General features: G+C 67.7%; 13 protein-coding genes. 7 read left to right on the top strand and 6 right to left on the bottom strand.

The window, feature by feature from the left end; all coding sequences use genetic code 11:
• Positions 1 to 101: 101 nt before the first annotated feature.
• From typA to ACZ4U1_RS28220, 7 genes are all read left to right on the top strand, one after another.
• Positions 102 to 2,009, top strand: coding sequence for a translational GTPase TypA (typA, locus tag ACZ4U1_RS28250; protein ID WP_467906962.1), 1,908 nt, complete (start codon positions 102 to 104; stop codon positions 2,007 to 2,009).
• Positions 2,010 to 2,489: 480 nt separating this feature from the next.
• The gene (locus tag ACZ4U1_RS28245; protein ID WP_467906961.1) at positions 2,490 to 3,530 is read left to right on the top strand and encodes an ABC transporter permease; all 1,041 of its coding nucleotides are present in this window, start codon (positions 2,490 to 2,492) and stop codon (positions 3,528 to 3,530) included.
• 103 nt (positions 3,531 to 3,633) lie between these two features.
• Entirely contained in the window at positions 3,634 to 5,427 is a 1,794-nt protein-coding gene (locus tag ACZ4U1_RS28240) for an ABC transporter substrate-binding protein (RefSeq protein WP_467906960.1), read from the top strand.
• 96 nt (positions 5,428 to 5,523) lie between these two features.
• On the top strand, positions 5,524 to 6,501 hold the full coding sequence (locus ACZ4U1_RS28235; RefSeq protein WP_467906959.1) for an ABC transporter permease: 978 nt from the start codon (positions 5,524 to 5,526) through the stop codon (positions 6,499 to 6,501).
• 14 nt (positions 6,502 to 6,515) lie between these two features.
• Positions 6,516 to 7,577 (top strand): ABC transporter ATP-binding protein, encoded by a 1,062-nt coding sequence (locus ACZ4U1_RS28230; protein WP_467906958.1) that lies wholly within the window; start codon positions 6,516 to 6,518, stop codon positions 7,575 to 7,577.
• 13 nt (positions 7,578 to 7,590) lie between these two features.
• On the top strand, positions 7,591 to 8,706 hold the full coding sequence (locus ACZ4U1_RS28225) for an ABC transporter ATP-binding protein (RefSeq protein WP_467906957.1): 1,116 nt from the start codon (positions 7,591 to 7,593) through the stop codon (positions 8,704 to 8,706).
• Positions 8,707 to 8,820: 114 nt separating this feature from the next.
• Positions 8,821 to 9,249, top strand: coding sequence for an ankyrin repeat domain-containing protein (locus ACZ4U1_RS28220; RefSeq protein ID WP_467906956.1), 429 nt, complete (start codon positions 8,821 to 8,823; stop codon positions 9,247 to 9,249).
• Between the two features lie 3 nt (positions 9,250 to 9,252).
• On the opposite strand, the gene ACZ4U1_RS28215 is transcribed toward ACZ4U1_RS28220, so the two are convergent.
• The 6 genes from ACZ4U1_RS28215 to ACZ4U1_RS28190 all read right to left on the bottom strand — a co-directional run bounded on the left by ACZ4U1_RS28215 (position 9,253) and on the right by ACZ4U1_RS28190 (position 16,239).
• On the bottom strand, positions 9,253 to 9,993 hold the full coding sequence (locus ACZ4U1_RS28215; protein ID WP_467906955.1) for a class I SAM-dependent methyltransferase: 741 nt from the start codon (positions 9,991 to 9,993) through the stop codon (positions 9,253 to 9,255).
• A gap of 183 nt (positions 9,994 to 10,176) precedes the next feature.
• Positions 10,177 to 11,220 carry an ABC transporter ATP-binding protein gene (locus tag ACZ4U1_RS28210; RefSeq protein ID WP_467906954.1) on the bottom strand — a complete coding sequence of 348 codons (1,044 nt, stop codon included), beginning with the start codon at positions 11,218 to 11,220 and terminating at the stop codon, positions 10,177 to 10,179.
• Positions 11,221 to 11,246: 26 nt separating this feature from the next.
• Positions 11,247 to 12,272 carry an ABC transporter ATP-binding protein gene (locus ACZ4U1_RS28205; protein ID WP_467906953.1) on the bottom strand — a complete coding sequence of 342 codons (1,026 nt, stop codon included), beginning with the start codon at positions 12,270 to 12,272 and terminating at the stop codon, positions 11,247 to 11,249.
• Between the two features lie 10 nt (positions 12,273 to 12,282).
• Positions 12,283 to 13,263 carry an ABC transporter permease gene (locus tag ACZ4U1_RS28200; protein WP_467906952.1) on the bottom strand — a complete coding sequence of 327 codons (981 nt, stop codon included), beginning with the start codon at positions 13,261 to 13,263 and terminating at the stop codon, positions 12,283 to 12,285.
• A gap of 84 nt (positions 13,264 to 13,347) precedes the next feature.
• Positions 13,348 to 15,132: an ABC transporter substrate-binding protein gene (locus ACZ4U1_RS28195; protein WP_467906951.1), complete on the bottom strand. Its 1,785-nt coding sequence runs from the start codon at positions 15,130 to 15,132 to the stop codon at positions 13,348 to 13,350.
• Between the two features lie 78 nt (positions 15,133 to 15,210).
• A complete protein-coding gene (locus ACZ4U1_RS28190) occupies positions 15,211 to 16,239 on the bottom strand; it encodes an ABC transporter permease (RefSeq protein WP_467906950.1) in 1,029 nt (342 codons plus the stop codon).
• Between the last annotated feature and the right edge of the window lie 383 nt (positions 16,240 to 16,622).

Here is a 16,622-nt window from a genome sequence, read left to right as displayed (position 1 = left end):
CGTACCATGGGGTGAGGCCGTGGCGTGTCCAGCCCGGCAGGGCCCGCGCGACACGGACGTACGCGCAGGGCATTCCTCACACTCCGGGAGTACGCCACACCATGGCCACGCGCCACGACATCCGCAACGTCGCCATCGTCGCCCACGTCGACCACGGCAAGACCACCATCGTCGACGGCATGCTCAAGCAGGCCGGCGCGTTCGCCGCCCACCAGCTCGACTCGGTCGACGACCGCATGATGGACTCGAACGACCTGGAGCGTGAGAAGGGCATCACGATCCTCGCCAAGAACACGGCGGTGAAGTACCACCCCAAGGACGGCGGGGACCCGATCACCATCAACATCATCGACACCCCCGGCCACGCCGACTTCGGCGGCGAGGTCGAGCGCGGTCTGTCGATGGTGGACGGTGTCGTCCTCCTCGTGGACGCCTCCGAGGGCCCGCTGCCGCAGACCCGCTTCGTGCTGCGCAAGGCGCTCCAGGCCCGGCTGCCCGTCATCCTGTGCATCAACAAGACGGACCGCCCCGACGCCCGCATCGACGAGGTCGTCAACGAGACCTACGACCTCTTCCTCGACCTGGACGCGGACGAGGAGCAGATCGAGTTCCCGATCGTCTACGCCTGCGGCCGTGACGGCATCGCCTCGCTGACCAAGCCGGACAACGGCACGGTCCCGGCCGACAGCGACAGCCTGGAGCCGTTCTTCTCCACGATCCTGGAGCACATCCCCGCCCCGACCTACGACGAGGACGCCCCGCTCCAGGCCCACGTCACCAACCTGGACGCCGACAACTTCCTCGGCCGTATCGCGCTGCTCCGCGTCGAGCAGGGCGAGCTGCGCAAGGGCCAGACGGTGGCCTGGATCAAGCGCGACGGTTCCGTGCAGAACGTCCGCATCTCCGAGCTGATGATGACGGAGGCGCTCACCCGCAAGCCGGCCGAGAAGGCGGGCCCCGGTGACATCTGCGCGGTCGCCGGTATCCCGGACATCATGATCGGCGAGACCCTGGCCGACACCGAGAACCCCATCCCGCTGCCGCTGATCACGGTGGACGAGCCGGCGATCTCCATGGTGATCGGTACCAACACCTCGCCGCTGGTCGGCCGGGGCGGCACCGGCAAGGGCGCGGACGCGAAGGCGGCCGTGAAGGACCGCAAGGTCACCGCCCGCCAGGTCAAGGACCGCCTGGACCGCGAGCTGATCGGTAACGTCTCGCTGCGGGTCCTCGACACCGAGCGCCCGGACGCCTGGGAGGTGCAGGGCCGTGGTGAGCTGGCGCTGGCCATCCTGGTCGAGCAGATGCGCCGCGAGGGCTACGAGCTGACCGTCGGCAAGCCGCAGGTCGTCACCAAGGAGATCGACGGCAAGGTCTACGAGCCGGTCGAGCGCATGACGATCGACGTGCCCGAGGAGCACATGGGCGCCGTGACGCAGCTCATGGGCGTCCGCAAGGGCCGCATGGACAACATGTCGAACCACGGCTCCGGCTGGGTCCGCATGGAGTTCGTCGTGCCCTCGCGCGGCCTCATCGGCTTCCGTACCGAGTTCCTGACCCAGACCCGTGGCACGGGTATCGGCCACTCCATCCACGAGGGCTTCGAGCCCTGGTTCGGCAACCTCACGACCCGCAACAACGGCTCCCTGGTAGCCGACCGCTCCGGCTCCGTCACCGCCTTCGCGATGACGAACCTGCAGGAGCGCGGCGTGCTGTTCGTGGAGCCGGGCACCGAGGTGTACGAGGGCATGATCGTCGGTGAGAACTCCCGTTCCGACGACATGGACGTCAACATCACCAAGGAGAAGAAGCTCACGAACATGCGGTCGTCGTCGGCCGACTCGTTCGAGGCGATCGTGCCGCCGCGCAAGCTGTCGCTGGAGCAGTCGCTGGAGTTCTGCCGCGACGACGAGTGCGTCGAGGTGACCCCGGAGGCCGTTCGCATCCGCAAGGTCGTGCTCGACCAGCGTGAGCGGGCCCGCACCGCGAGCCGCGCCAAGCACAGCTGATTCACCGGCACTTGAGCCCGGGTGCCCCCATGGTGGGGGCACCCGGGCTTTTTGCAACCCGTTTTCGGGGGCCCCATGTCCGACATGCGGAGACCGGTGCCCGATACCCATGTAACAAGTCCGTTTCGCGCCTTCTTCCGGCGAACAGTTTGTCCAGATTTTGGAAGGTGTAGCGGCGAGCTGTGACTGAATTGAGATCTACGGGCAGTGGTCGGTGGTCGACCCATGGCAGATAGTTAGCCGCGTAGCGCTCGGGTCAATGGGTCTCGCGCTGTGGGGACAGCGCCGACTCACGAGCACCAGGGGGTGTCTGACCCTCCGTCAGGGGTGTCGGAGGGAAGACGGAAACCCCTTCCTGTTGGTGAACACGTGGAGTCATGAGGAGGGAACCCCGGTAACTACGCGCGTCCGACTGCGGTCACGCGCGTTCTTGGAGTACGCGGGCATCTCCCACACTCATACCTGTGGAACGGACAAACCGTGACAAGTCCTATCGACATAGAGGGCGGCGGGGCTCCGCTCGTCGTCGACGGCGCACCAGGGCCGGAGACGAGGACCGAGGCCGTCAAGCTCGCGGGCCGGTCCCCCGGCCAGCTGATGTGGCTGCGCTTCAAACGCGATCGCACGGGTGTCATCTGCGCCCTGGTGGTGATCGGCTACTTCGTCGTCGCCCTGCTCGCGCCGCTGCTCGTGAAGCTGCCGGGCACCGATCCGTACACCCTGTACGGCCAGGACCCCACCTACGCCGACAAGCCCGTCCTCGATGAATTCGGGCTTCCGCTCGGCTACTTGGGAGGTGTCTCAGGAGACCACTGGTTCGGCGTCGAACCGCAGTACGGCCGCGACCTGTACGCCATGCTGCTGTACGGCATGCGCACCTCGCTGTACATGGCGCTCGGCATCACCGTCCTCATCATGGTCACCGGTGTCGTGATCGGCCTGATCGGCGGGTACTTCGGCGGTCGTACGGACTACTGGATCGGCCGTGGCACCGACTTCTTCCTCTCCTTCCCGCAACAGCTGTTCTTCATCGCCTTCATGCCCGTCGTGACGTCGTTCTTCGTGGATCCCCGCGAGGAGACGCCGACCTACTTCCGCGCCCTGGCCATGCTCATCGTGCTGTGGCTGCTGGGCTGGATGGGCATGGCGCGCCTGGTGCGGTCGACCGTACTGTCCCTGCGCGAACGGGAGTTCGTGGAGGCGGCCAAGGTCTCCGGGGCCTCGCCGTGGCGGATCGTGCGCAAGGAGATCCTGCCCAACGTCGTCACCCCGATCCTGGTGCAGTTCACGTACCAACTGCCCAGCACCATCCTCAGCATCGCCTTCCTGTCCTTCGCGGGCGTCGGGTTCGTCGAGCCGACTCCCGACTGGGGACGCCTCTTCGCCGCCGGCGCCCGGTACGCCGAGCAGGACCCGGCGTTCATGTTCTTCCCCGGGGTGGCGCTGGTGATCTTCGTCCTGTGCTTCAACCTCCTCGGGGACTCCGTACGGGACGCGTTCGACCCCAAGTCCGGGCGATAGGTCGTCCGTTGGGTGGGGGGTGGCTGCCGCCCCCGCCGGCCCCAGCCGGCCGGCGCCCGGCAGATCTCACGGATAACAATCGACAGGTAGGTGGATTCGCCACATGATGTCTCATCGCGCCCGCGGAGCGCGTGCCGTCGTGATCGCCATCGCGGCCGGCTCCCTGGCTCTCACGGCCTGCTCCAAGAACGAGGGCGGCAAGTCCGGCAGGGACTCCAAGAAGGACCAGAAGGAGGCGGCGGTCCAGTCGAAGGCGGTCACCTACGTCGACGCCGCGGGATCGACCGGCCCCGCCAAGGAGGTGCCCGGCGCCAAGCCCGGCGGCACGATCACGGTGTACCAGGAGCCGGGCCTGTCCCACCTGGACCCCGGCCAGATCTACGTCTCCGACGCCGGCCAGGTCGCCAACCTGCTCTTCCGCCGCCTGACCCAGTTCCAGGAGGACGACAAGGGCAACGTGTCCGTGGCCGGTGACCTCGCCACCGACTCCGGCAAGCCCTCCGACGGCGGCAAGACCTGGACCTTCACACTGAAGGACGGGATCAAGGACGAGAACGGCAACCCCATCACCTCGGCCGACGTCCGGCACAGCGTCGAGCGCCTGTACGCGAAGTTCATCTTCGACGGCCCGACCTACCTCCAGACCTGGCTGAGCGGCGCCGACTACCGCAAGGCCCTGCCCGGCGGCGGCTTCGACGGCAAGCACCTGCCGGCCTCGGTGCTGGACACCCCGGACGACAAGACGGTGGTCTTCCACTTCGACCAGCCGCGCCCGGACCTGCCGCAGACCCTCGCCATGGCCGGCTACGCCGTCGTCCCGGCGAAGGGCGACACCAAGGAGCGGTACGAGAAGAAGCCGGTCGCCACCGGCCCGTACAAGATTGCCGAGAACAAGGCCGGCAAGACCCTGAAGCTGGTGAAGAACACCAACTGGGACCCGAAGACCGACTCCGTGCGCCACCAGTACGTCGACGGCTTCACCATCCAGTTCGGCGTCACCGAGTCCACCCAGACCAAGCGCCTGATCGCCGACGAGGGCGACAACAAGAACGCCATCCAGCTCACCAACGGCGTCGAGGCCACCCAGATCCAGGACGTCATCAACAACCCCGAGGCCAGCAAGCGCACGGTCAAGGGCTACCAGCCCTACGTCATGACGCTGACCTTCAACCTCGACCGGGTCAAGGACAAGAAGGTCCGCGAGGCCGTCACCTACGCGGTCAACTCCAAGTCCCTCATCGCCGGCGAGGGCGGCGCCTACGGCGGTGACGTCGCGCCGAACTACTTCGCGCCGACGCTGCCCGGCTACGAGGCGAGCTACGACCCCTACGGCCGGCTGAAGACCCCGCAGGGCAACATCGCCAAGGCCAAGGAGATCCTCAGCGGCCTCCCGGCCGCCGAGAAGAAGCTCGTCTTCGCCTACCCCAACAGCGAGGCCGGCCAGAAGCGCAAGGTCGCCATCGAGGACGCGCTGACCAAGGTCGGCATCGACGTCGTCGCCAAGGAGGTCGACGCGGCGAGCTACTACGAGCAGATCGGCAAGATCAAGAACCCGTACGACATCTACATCACCGGCTGGGGCCAGGACTGGCCGTCCCCGGGCACGGTCGTCACGCCCATCTACGACGGCTCGCAGGTCTTCGACGGCTCCTCGAACTACTCGCACGTCAAGGACCCGAAGGTCGACGCCCTCATCAAGAAGGCGCTGACCCAGGAGCCCGCCGAGGCCGCCAAGACCTGGAAGGAAGCCCAGCACTACCTGCTGGAGAACGTCATCCCGGCGGCCCCGCTCTGGTACACGAAGCAGTTCCAGATCTCCGGCTCCAACGTGGGCGGTGCCCGGTACGGCTCGGTGTCCAGCCTCATCGACATCAACCGGCTGTACCTGAAGTCGTGACCCGCGGCTGAGGACGGGGGCGCGTTCCGCAGCGGGCGCGCCCCCGGTCCGAGCGCACCCCACCCACCGTCTGTCGCAGAGAGCAGCCAGCCCGCCATGCTTCAGTTCATCATCCGGCGCACGGTCGGCGCCTTCGTCACGCTCTTTCTCATCGGGGCGGCGACGTTCTTCCTCTTCGTGGCCGCACCTTCCGACTACGCCTCCCTGGCCTGCGGCAAGGACTGTTCGCCCCAGCGGCTGGCGGACATCCGGGAGGCCCTGGGCCTCAACCTGCCCCTGGCCCAGCAGTTCTGGAACTTCATGTCCGGCATCGTGACAGGCCGCGACTTCCCGACCGGGCACTGCTCGGCCCCCTGCCTGGGCGTGTCGTTCTACTCGGGGGACATGGTCTGGAGCACCATCATGGACCGGTTCCCGCTGACCCTCACCCTGACCGCCGGCGGCGCGATCGTCTTCCTCCTCATCGGCGTCGGCGCGGGCATGATCGCCGCCTACCGGCGCGGCACGCTGGTGGACAAGGTCGCCACCGGCGCGTCCATGGTGCTCAGCTCGTTCCAGATCTACTTCCTCGGCCCGGTCGTGCTGACCATCCTCGTCTACGGCAGCGGCTGGATGGAGGACCCCAAGTACGTGCCCCTCACCCAGGACCCGGTCGGCTGGTTCGTCGGCATGTCGATCCCGGTGTGCGTGATGGCCACGATCTTCACCGCGCAGTACACCCGTATGGCGCGCTCCTCCATGATCGAACAGCTCGCCGAGGACCATGTGCGCACCGCCCGGGCCAAGGGCATGTCGCGCAAGTACGTCTTCCTGCGCTACGCCTGGCGGGGCTCGCTCATCCCGATCGTCACCGTGCTCGGCATCGACGTCAGCTCCATGCTGGGCGGCGCCGTCGTCACCGAACTGACCTTCTCCCTCCAGGGGATCGGCCGGCTCGCCGTGGACGGCGCGGTCAACAAGGACCTGCCGCTGACGATGGGGGTCATGCTGTTCGGCGCCTTCTTCATCCTCATCATCAACATCCTGACCGACATCACCTACGCGTGGATCGACCCCCGCATCCGGCTCTCCTAGGAAGAACCAGCCAAGTGACCACAGTGACCAAGGCCGAGGGCGCACCGGCCCCGACCGGGCCGGACGGATTCCTCTCGGTGCGCGATCTCCAGGTGACGTTCTCCACCGAGGACGGCCCGGTCAAGGCCGTCGACGGGCTCTCCTTCGACCTGCACCGCGGGAAGACCCTCGGCATCGTCGGCGAGTCCGGCTCGGGCAAGTCGGTCACCAACCTGACGATCCTCGGGCTGCACGACCCGCTGTTCACCACGATCGACGGGGAGATCGTCCTCGACGGCAAGGAACTCATCACCGCCACCGAGAAGGAGATGGAGAAGCTCCGCGGCAACCGGGTGGCGATGATCTTCCAGGACCCGCTCACCGCGCTGTCGCCCTTCTACACCATCGGCCGGCAGATCGCCGAGCCGTACATGAAGCACACCGGCGCCTCGAAGAAGGCGGCCTGGGGACGGGCCGTGGAGATGCTCGCCAAGGTCGGCATCCCCAACCCCAAGGAGCGCGCCCGGGACTACCCGCACCAGTTCTCCGGCGGTATGCGCCAGCGCGCGATGATCGCCATGGCGCTGGTCTGCGACCCCGACCTGCTGATCGCCGACGAGCCGACCACGGCCCTGGACGTGACCGTGCAGGCCCAGATCCTGGACCTGCTCAAGGACCTCCAGCGGGAGTTCGGCACGGCGATCGTCTTCATCACCCATGACCTCGGGGTCATCGCCGACATGGCCGACGACATCATGGTCATGTACGCCGGACGCGCGGTGGAGCGCGGCACCGTGGACGAGGTCCTGCGCTCACCGCAGCACCCGTACACCTGGGGCCTGCTGAACTCCATGCCCCGGCTGGACTCCGACCTGGGCACCCCGCTCTCCCCGATCCCCGGCACCCCGCCCTCCCTGCTGACCCCGCCGTCCGGCTGCCGCTTCCATCCCCGGTGCACCTTCCGGGACCGCGTCGGCGGCGACCGCTGCGTGACCGAGCGCCCGCTGCTGGCACCGGACCGTTCCTCGGCGTGTCATCTCGGCACGGAGCAGAAACGAACCATCTTCATCGAAGAGATCAGGCCCCGACTGGGCTAGGAGGACAACCGTCATGAAAGAGGACCTGGTCCTCCCCGACACCCGCGAGGCCGGTGCCGACGCGGTGCCGGAGCCGTTGCTCAAGGTCTCGGGGCTGGTCAAGCACTTCCCGGTCAAGGGCGGCTTCCCCATCCGCCGTACGGTCGGCGCGGTCCAGGCCGTCGACGGCCTCGACCTGACCGTGCACGCGGGGGAGAGCTTCGGCCTGGTCGGCGAGTCGGGCTGCGGCAAGTCGACCACCGGCCGGCTGATCACGCGCCTGCTGGAACCGACCCGCGGCACGATCACCTACCGCGGGCAGGACATCAGCCACGCCAACCGCAAACAGCTCGCCCCGATCCGCTCCGAGATCCAGATGATCTTCCAGGACCCGTACTCGTCGCTGAACCCGCGGCAGACGGTCGGCAAGATCATCTCCGGGCCGATGGAGATCAACGGCATCAACCCGGAGGGCGGCCGCGAGAAGCGCGTCCGCGAGCTCCTGGAGATCGTCGGCCTGAACCCCGAGCACTACAACCGCTTCCCGCACGAGTTCTCCGGCGGCCAGCGCCAGCGCATCGGTGTGGCCAGGGCGTTGGCCCTGGAACCGAAGCTGATCGTCGCCGACGAGCCGGTCTCCGCCCTGGACGTCTCCATCCAGGCCCAGGTGGTCAACCTGCTCCAGCAGGTCCAGAAGGAACTCGGCATCGCGTTCGTCTTCATCGCCCACGACCTGGCGGTGGTCCGCCACTTCTCCCAGCGCGTAGCGGTCATGTACCTGGGCAAGATCATCGAGGTCGGCGACCGCGACTCCATCTACACCCGCCCGCGCCACCCCTACACCCACGCCCTGCTGTCCGCCGTCCCCGAGGTGGCCCTCACGGAGGACGAGGCACCCCCACGCGAGCGCATCCGCCTCGCCGGCGACGTACCGTCCCCCATCTCCCCACCCTCCGGCTGCCGCTTCCGCACCCGCTGCTGGAAGGCCCAGGACAAGTGCGCGACCGAGGAGCCCCCGCTGATCCAGCTCTCCGGCAACCACGACGGCCACCTGACGGCCTGCCACTTCCCGGAGGACCCGACGACCGCCCGCGAGGAGGAGATCGTGCTGGACCCGGCGTTGTCGGCACTGGAGGAGGACCAGAACTAGACCGGCTCCGGCCGGGCCGGACGCGGCCAGGCGATCCGGCCCGGTGCACACCCGGGCCGACGCGCGCGAAAACGGGATGACCTCACCCGTGCCCCGCCGCTAGCCTCGCCCCGCATGAACCAGCGGCGACACAAGAAGCTCTCCCGGCGCCTGTTCGAGGCGACTCTGGCGGGCGACACCGCCTGCGTGAAGGCGCTCCTGCGCTCCGGGCTCGACCCGGAGCGGCCCGACGACGAGGGCACCACCCCCCTCTACCGGGCATCCGTGAACGGACAGTCCGAGATCGCGCTCCTGCTGCTGGCGGCCGGGGCCCGTCCCGACACCGAGAGCAGCGGGCTCGGCGCGGAGGGGACGCCATTGTGCGCGGCAGCATGCTGGGGCCACACCGAGACGGTCCGCGCGCTGCTGGCGTACGGCGCCGACCCGAACCTCCGCGAAGACCACGGCACCGGCCTCACGCCCCTTCAGTGGGCACGCGCCGGCAACCATACGGAGACCGCCGCCCTCCTCACGGCTGCCGGAGCGGCGACAGGGGAGGCGTGAACCTCAGGTCCGCCGGGCCACCGTGATGATCTCCGGTGACGTCGGGGTCAGCGGACCCCGCCCCCAGTCGCCGTACTGCTCGGTCACGGTCAGGCCCGCCTCCGTCAGGAAGGCGTTCAGGGTGTCGGCGTCCAGGAAGCGGAGGGTGCTGTGGTGGACCTGGGGGGTGGGCCAGCGGGGGCCGGCGTAGGTTTCGGTGAAATGGACACGGTCCCGGGCGGGGCCGGCGGGCTGGACCTCGTGCCACACCCGTACCGGGGTGCCGTCGGCGGCGGTGATCTCGTGCACCCGGTCCGGGGTCCAGCGCTCCCAGGGGCGGGCGGCGGGGTTGCGGGTCTCGAAGACGAAACGGCCGCCGTCGCGCAGGGCCGAGCGGGCGGCGTGCAGGCAGGTCCGGATGTCGTCGTCCGTCAGCAGTTCCTGGAAGGCGTGCCCGGTCATGACGACGAGGTCGAAGTCCTGCTCCCACCGCCGGACCCGTACGTCGCCGAGGACCCACTCGATGTCCGGGCGCGCCCGGCGTGCCTGGACGAGCATCGCGGCGGCCGGATCGAGTCCCATCAGCCGCCCCCGGTGCCCCTCGGCCCGGGCCCGCCGGAGCAACTGCCCGGTGCCGCAGCCGATGTCCAGCACGGACCCGGCCTCCCGCAGCAGACCCAGGTAGAAGTCGTCCCCCGGTCCCCAGGGGTTGAGGCGGTCGTAGAGCGCGGCGAGCGAGAGATCGGCAAAGACGTGATCCACCACCGCGGCAGTCTGACACACGATGCTGAACGGCGTGTCAGGAAAGGAAGACCCAGAACACGGAAAGAGGGCCCGTGCCTTGGGGAGGCGCGGGCCCTCGTCCCCTGGACCGGACGTTCATGGGCTCGGGTCAATGGGCCGGTGAAAGTCCGCTCCGCAAGGGGGCGGCTGACGGAAAGGGGTGTGTCAGGCCGCCGCCTCGGGGTCCTTGGAGAGGCGCGGAGCGGGGACGGTGTCCGCCGTCTCAGGGTAGTGGCATGCCGTGAGGTGACCGGCCTTGTTGCCCTCCGCCTGCACCAGCGGCGGTGCCTCCGTCGCGCACTTCTCGGTCGCCTTCCAGCACCGGGTGCGGAAGCGGCAGCCGGACGGCGGGTTGATCGGCGACGGCACATCACCGGTCAGGCGGATGCGCTCCCGCGGCTCCTCGTCCACCGTCGCCTCGGGCACGGCGGACAGCAGGGCCCGCGTGTAGGGGTGGCGCGGGTTGTTGTAGAGGTCGTCGCGGTCGGCGATCTCGACGATCTTACCCAGGTACATGACCGCGACGCGCTGGGAGAAGTGGCGGACGATCGCCAGGTCGTGGGCGATGAAGACGAACGCGATGCCGAGGTCCTTCTGGACCTGCTGGAGCAGGTTGACGACCTGCGCCTGGATCGAGACGTCCAGCGCGGAGACCGGCTCGTCCGCCACGATCAGCTTCGGTTCCAGCGCCAGGGCGCGGGCCACGCCGATGCGCTGGCGCTGGCCGCCGGAGAACTCGTGCGGGAAGCGGTTGTAGTGCTCGGGGTTCAGGCCGACGATCTCCAGGAGTTCGCGGACGCGCTTCTCCCGGCCGCCCTCCGGGTTGATGCCGTTGATCTCCATCGGACCGGAGATGATCTTGCCGACCGTCTGCCGCGGGTTCAGCGAGGCGTACGGGTCCTGGAAGATCATCTGGATCTCGGAGCGGATCGGCGCCAGCTGCTTGCGGCCGGCATGCGTGATGTCCTGGCCGCGGTAGGTGATCGTGCCGCCGGTCGGCTCCAGCAGGCGTGTGATCAGCCGGCCGGTGGTCGACTTGCCACAGCCCGACTCGCCGACCAGGCCCAGGCTCTCGCCCTCGGCGACCTGGAAGTCCAGACCGTCGACGGCCTGCACGGCGCCGACCGTCCGCTTGATGGGGAAGCCGCCCTTGATCGGGAAGTGCTTGGTGAGCCCGGAGACGTCCAGGAGGGGGGTGGTGCTGCTCATGGTGGTGAAGTCCCGTCTGAAATCCGTCAGTGGGTGCGGGCGGCGACGTGGTCGGAGAACAACTCGCGCTTCTGCTCGGGCGTCAGGTGGCAGGCCGCACCCCGCCCGTCCACGACCTCCAGCGCGGGCCGCTCGCCGGAGCAGCGCCCGCCGGACACCTTGTCGGCGAACGCGCACCGGGGGTGGAAGCGGCAGCCGGACGGCGGGTTGAGCAGGGAGGGCGGCGAACCGGGGATCGGCGACAGGGGGACGTCGACCGGCCCGTCCAGCGCCGGCATCGAACCGAGCAGCCCCAGCGTGTACGGGTGCTGCGGGGTCTGCAGGACTTCCTTCTTCGTCCCGCGCTCCACGCACCGGCCGCCGTACATCACCAGCACGTCGTCCGCGATGTCCGCGATGACACCCAGGTCGTGCGTGATGAAGATGATCGCGGTGCCGAACTCCTGCTGGAGATCCTTGAGCAGGTCCATGATCTGCGCCTGGACCGTCACGTCGAGGGCCGTGGTCGGCTCGTCGGCGATGAGCAGCTCGGGGTCGCAGACCAGCGCCATGGCGATCATGGCGCGCTGGCGCATACCGCCGGAGAACTGGTGCGGGTAGTCGTCCACCCGGACATCGGGCTGCGGGATGCCGACCCGGCGCAGCATCTCGATCGCGCGGACCCGGGCCTCGCGCTTGGTGCAGCCGGTGTGCTTCCGGTACGTCTCGCCGATCTGCGCGCCGATGGTGTGGTACGGCGACAGGGAGGCCAGCGCGTCCTGGAAGATCATCGACATCTTGTTGCCGCGGAGCCGCTCCAGCTCCTTCTCGGTGGCGGTGATCAGCTCCTTGTCGTCGAGCAGGATCTCGCCGTCGAGGGCGGTGTTGCGCGGGTCGTGCAGGCCCAGGATCGCCATGTTGGTGACGGACTTGCCGGAGCCGGACTCGCCGACGATGCCGAGGGTCTTGCCCTTCTCCAGGTCGAAGGAGAGCCCGTCGACGGCCTTGACGATGCCGTCCTCGGTGGAGAAGTGCACCTTGAGGTCGCGGACGGAGAGGAAGGGGGTGCTCATGGGTCTCTCCTTAGGCGAGGCGCACGCGCGGGTCGATCAGGGCGTACACGGCGTCCACGATGATGTTGAAGACGACGATCGCGCCGGCGGCGACCAGGACGACGCCCAGCAGCACCGGCAGGTCGTTGTTCTGGACCGCCTTCACCGAGAGCATGCCGAGGCCCTGGAGGCTGAAGGTCGACTCGGTGATGATCGCGCCGCCGAGCAGCACACCGAGGTCGAGGCCGAAGATGGTGATGATCGGGCCCATGGCGCCGCGCCAGGCGAACCGGAAGAACACCGTACGGCGGGACAGGCCCTTGGCGCGGGCGGTGCGGACGTAGTCCTGGGTGAGGGTCTCCACCATCTGCGAACGCGTCATACGGGTGTAGTTCGCGGTGAAGATGAGCGACAGCACCAGCCACGGCACCAGCAGGCCCGAGAACCACTTGCCCGGGTTGTCCGTGAAGGGCGTGTAGCTGGCCCGGTCCAGCAGGTGCAGCTGGTCGACCAGGAGGTAGGTGGCGAAGACACCGACGACGTAGATCTGCATCGAGGACGCGACCAGTGAGGCGGAGCTGGCGATCTTGTCCAGGGGCTTGCCCTGCTTGACGGCGGCGAGCATGCCCGTGCCGACACCGAAGATCAGGAAGATCACGGCAGCGCCCAGGGACAGGGAGATCGTGGTGGGGAAGCGGTCCAGGATGGTGTCCAGCACCGGCTCGCGGCTCTGGAAGGAGAAGCCCAGGCAGGGCGCGTCACAGTGCCCGAACGAGGAGTAGTCCCGCCCCACGAACAGGCCCTTGAGCCATTCCCAGTACTGCACGGGGAGCGGGTCGGAGATCGCCAGGTTCTTCTTCACCAACTCCAGGGTCTCCGGAGTGCAGACCTTGCCGCAGGCGATGCGGGCGGGGTCACGCGGAGCGGCGTAGAACAGGACGAACACCAGGGCACTGATGATCAGCAGGATCACCGCGGCGCCGAGGATCCGGCGGACGAGGAAGCGGAACATGGCAGTTGGGATTTCCTGACGGATGCCGTAGGGGGGTGAGACGGCGGGGCGGCACCTGGGCCGCCCCGCCTAGGGGGCCGTACGTCAGGCCTTGACGAAGGTCTTGTACAGCAGGGTCGCGGAGAAGTTCGGGTCGAACTGAGCGCCGCCGACCTTGTTTCCGTAGACGTAGAAGCGACGCTGGTACGTCTCCGGGATCATCGGGGCGACCTCCTCCATGATCCGCTTGTCGAGCGCGGCCCAGGCCTTGCCGGCCTCCTGCTGGTCCGGGATGACCGCGTTCTTCTTGATGCCCTCGTTGATCCAGTCGACGTCGGTCTGCGACACGTTGTTCTTGCCGTTTCCGATGGCGTCACCGTCGAGCAGCGGCTGGATCATGGTGTAGGCGGTCGGCCAGTCCGGGGACCAGCCGCCCCACATCACGTCGTAGCTGTTGTCGATCTGCTGGACCTGGTCGTAGTACGCCGTGGACTCCAGCGGCTTGATGACCGGGGTGAAGCCGGCCGCCTTCAGGGCGTTCTCGATGACGACCTTGGTCTTGTTGTAGGTCGGGTCGTTCGGGAAGGCGTAGACGATCTTCTGGCCGAGCTTGCCGGCCTCCTTCAGCAGCTTCTTCGCGGCCTCGGGGTCACCCTGCGGCTTCTTCGACTTGTTGTACGGGTCGGTCTTCTGGTAGCCGATGATGTCGGGGCTGAGGACCGAGGTGGCGAAGTCACCGGCGGACGGGCCGCCGTAGATCTGCCGGATCTGCTGCAGCGGCCAGGCGTGGATGAGGGCCTGGCGGACCTTCAGGTCCGTGACGCGCTTGGTGTTGATCCAGTAGAAGTAGGTGCCGGTCAGCAGGCCGTTGAAGGTGCGCTTCTTCAGGTCGGGGTCGGTGAGGACCTTCTGGATGCGCTCGGCGGGCACGCCCTTGTAGATGGAGACGCCGTAGGCGTCGTTGCCCTGGGAGGCGATGAGGCGGTCGACGCCGTCCAGCGTCTCGACACCGAAGGTGAACTCGAAGCCGTCCGGGTAGGCGTTGCGGATCGAGTCGGTCTTCGGGTCCCAGTGCTTGTTGCGGATCAGCACCATCGACTTGTCGGTGGTGTGGGCCTTGATCTTGTACGGGCCGGAGGCGACCGGCTTCTTGTCGTACTTCTCCTTGGTGTCCAGCTTCACCGGCACCGCGGCGTAGGAGTGCATGGCCAGGGTGAAGTTGAAGTCCGGCTTCGACTCGGCCAGTTTGAAGGTGATCGTCCGCTTCGCCTTGTCGGTGACGATCGAGTCGAGGTGCTTGCCCTTGTACGGGCCCTCGTACGCGTCACGCCACTTGCCGCCCTTGCCGGTCAGCGCGCGCTGGGCGTAGTCGGCGCCCTCGGTGACGAACGGCGCCCAGGCGCGCTCGAAGCCGTGGCGGACGTCCTCGACGGTCAGCTCGCTGCCGTCCTCCCACTTCAGACCCTCCTTCAGCGTGAAGGTCCAGGTCTTGTTGTCGTCGGAGGCCTTGCCGGTGTCGGTGGCCAGGTCGCCGACCAGCTTCTGCTTGCCGGACGCGTCGATCTTGTAGCCGGTCAGGCAGCGGTGCAGCAGCAGCGCGACGGTGGAGTTGTACGCGTAGTAGATGCGCTGCGGGTCGAGGTGGGAGAAGTCGTCCGGGGCCAGGCCGTAGATCGTGCCGCCCGTCTTCGCGCCGGGGATCTCCGGGGCCGGGCCGGTGGAGTCGGCCGCGGTGCCGACGGTGACCGAGGCACCGGTGTACTCCGTGGCGCCGGCACTCGGGGTGCCGCCGCCGCTGCCCGCGTCACCGCTGCTGCACGCGGACAGCACCGTCGAGCCCGCGGCCGCGACAGAGGTGGCGATCAGGAAGTTTCTGCGGGAAAAGGACATGGCTGGCCTGTTCTGCTGAAGGAACGAAGTGGTGCTGGACCCCGGCCGGGCCCCGTCGCCGTGGCCGGGGATGACGCGTCAGCGCTTGGTCTTGGGGTCCAGGGCGTCGCGGACCGAGTCGCCGAGGAGGTTGAAGGCGACGACGAAGATCACCATGGACAGGCCCGGGAAGAGCATGAAGGTGATGTCGTCCTGGTAGTACTTGGCGCCGTTCTGGATCATCACGCCCCAGTCGGGGGTGGGATCCGTGAGGCCGACGCCGACGAAGGCGAGGCCCGCTTCCGCCGTGACGTACGTGGGGAGCAGAAGCGTGGACTGGATCAGGATCGGCGTCCAGAGGTTGGGCAGCAGTTCCTTGAAGATGATCCGCGCCGGAGAGGCGCCGGTGACCTTGGCCGCCTCGACGAACTCCCGCTCGCGCAGGGCGAGGACCTCGCCGCGCAGCAGACGGGCGATGGAGGCCCAGCCGAAGGCCGTCATCACGAGGATGAGGCTGGTGACGGTCAGCCAGACCGGGGTGTTCTCCTCGGGCGAGACGAAGATCGCCATGACCACCGGCCAGAAGGCGATGAAGAAGAGGGTCTGCGGGAACGCCAGCAGGATGTCGATCACGCGGCCGACGAGGTAGTCCGTCTTGCCACCCAGGTAGCCGGCGGTGATGCCGACGACGACGCCGAGCAGGGTCGTCAGCAGGGCGGCCACCGCCGCGATCAGCAGCGAGTTGCGGATGCCGTAGAGCAGGAAGGTGAAGACGTCCCGGCCGAGCTGCGGCTCGATGCCGAACCAGAAGTCGGAGCTGATGCCGCCGTTGGGCTTGATCGGGAAGTTGAACTCGTTCAGCAGTCCCGGGATGTTCATGCCGTAGGTCGTGTACGGGTCCTTGCCGTACAGCTTGGCTATGAGCGGCGCGAGGATGCCGATGGCGAAGAAGAAGATCACTACAAAGGCGGATATGACGCCCGTCCGGTCCCGCTTGAAGCGGGTCCAGGCCAGCCGTCCCGGAGAGCGGCTTTCGCTGCCCTTGGGGGTGCCGAGCTTCGCCGGTGCGGCGCTGTCTTCGTCGGTCACCTCAAGTGGGGTGGCCGGGGAAGGGGTTGCGGGGGTCATGATGCTCCGTGCCTTGTGGGTCAAGGCTCCGCAGGGCGCTCCCCTACGGGCTACGCCGGACTTTTTCAACGCAATTCATTCAAGGTCAATAAATTCTCGACCGCCTTGGTTGTCTCTTTACCTTCTTTGCTCTCCCTTGATCATTCCGTAGCTACGCGGGTAGCGCGCCGTAATCAATCCGTGCTTCACATCGGACCAATTGGGCGAAACGGGCAAGGAGTTCGATATGCGGACGGTGGAGTGTCGAAATGCGTACATCGCCGCGTCCCAATCCAACGTTTCCGCATCGTTACGCGAAGATCTATTGCGCTTGACTCTCAAGATCATCAGGGCGGCGGGCGGACCCTGCCTGCATTCGGATGACGTGTCCCGCTAAAGGTGGC

It is taken from the genome of Streptomyces sp. NPDC028928 (assembly GCF_055564915.1).
Note: the sequence above shows the minus strand (reverse complement) of the source record. Positions and strands in the feature narration are given on the sequence as shown.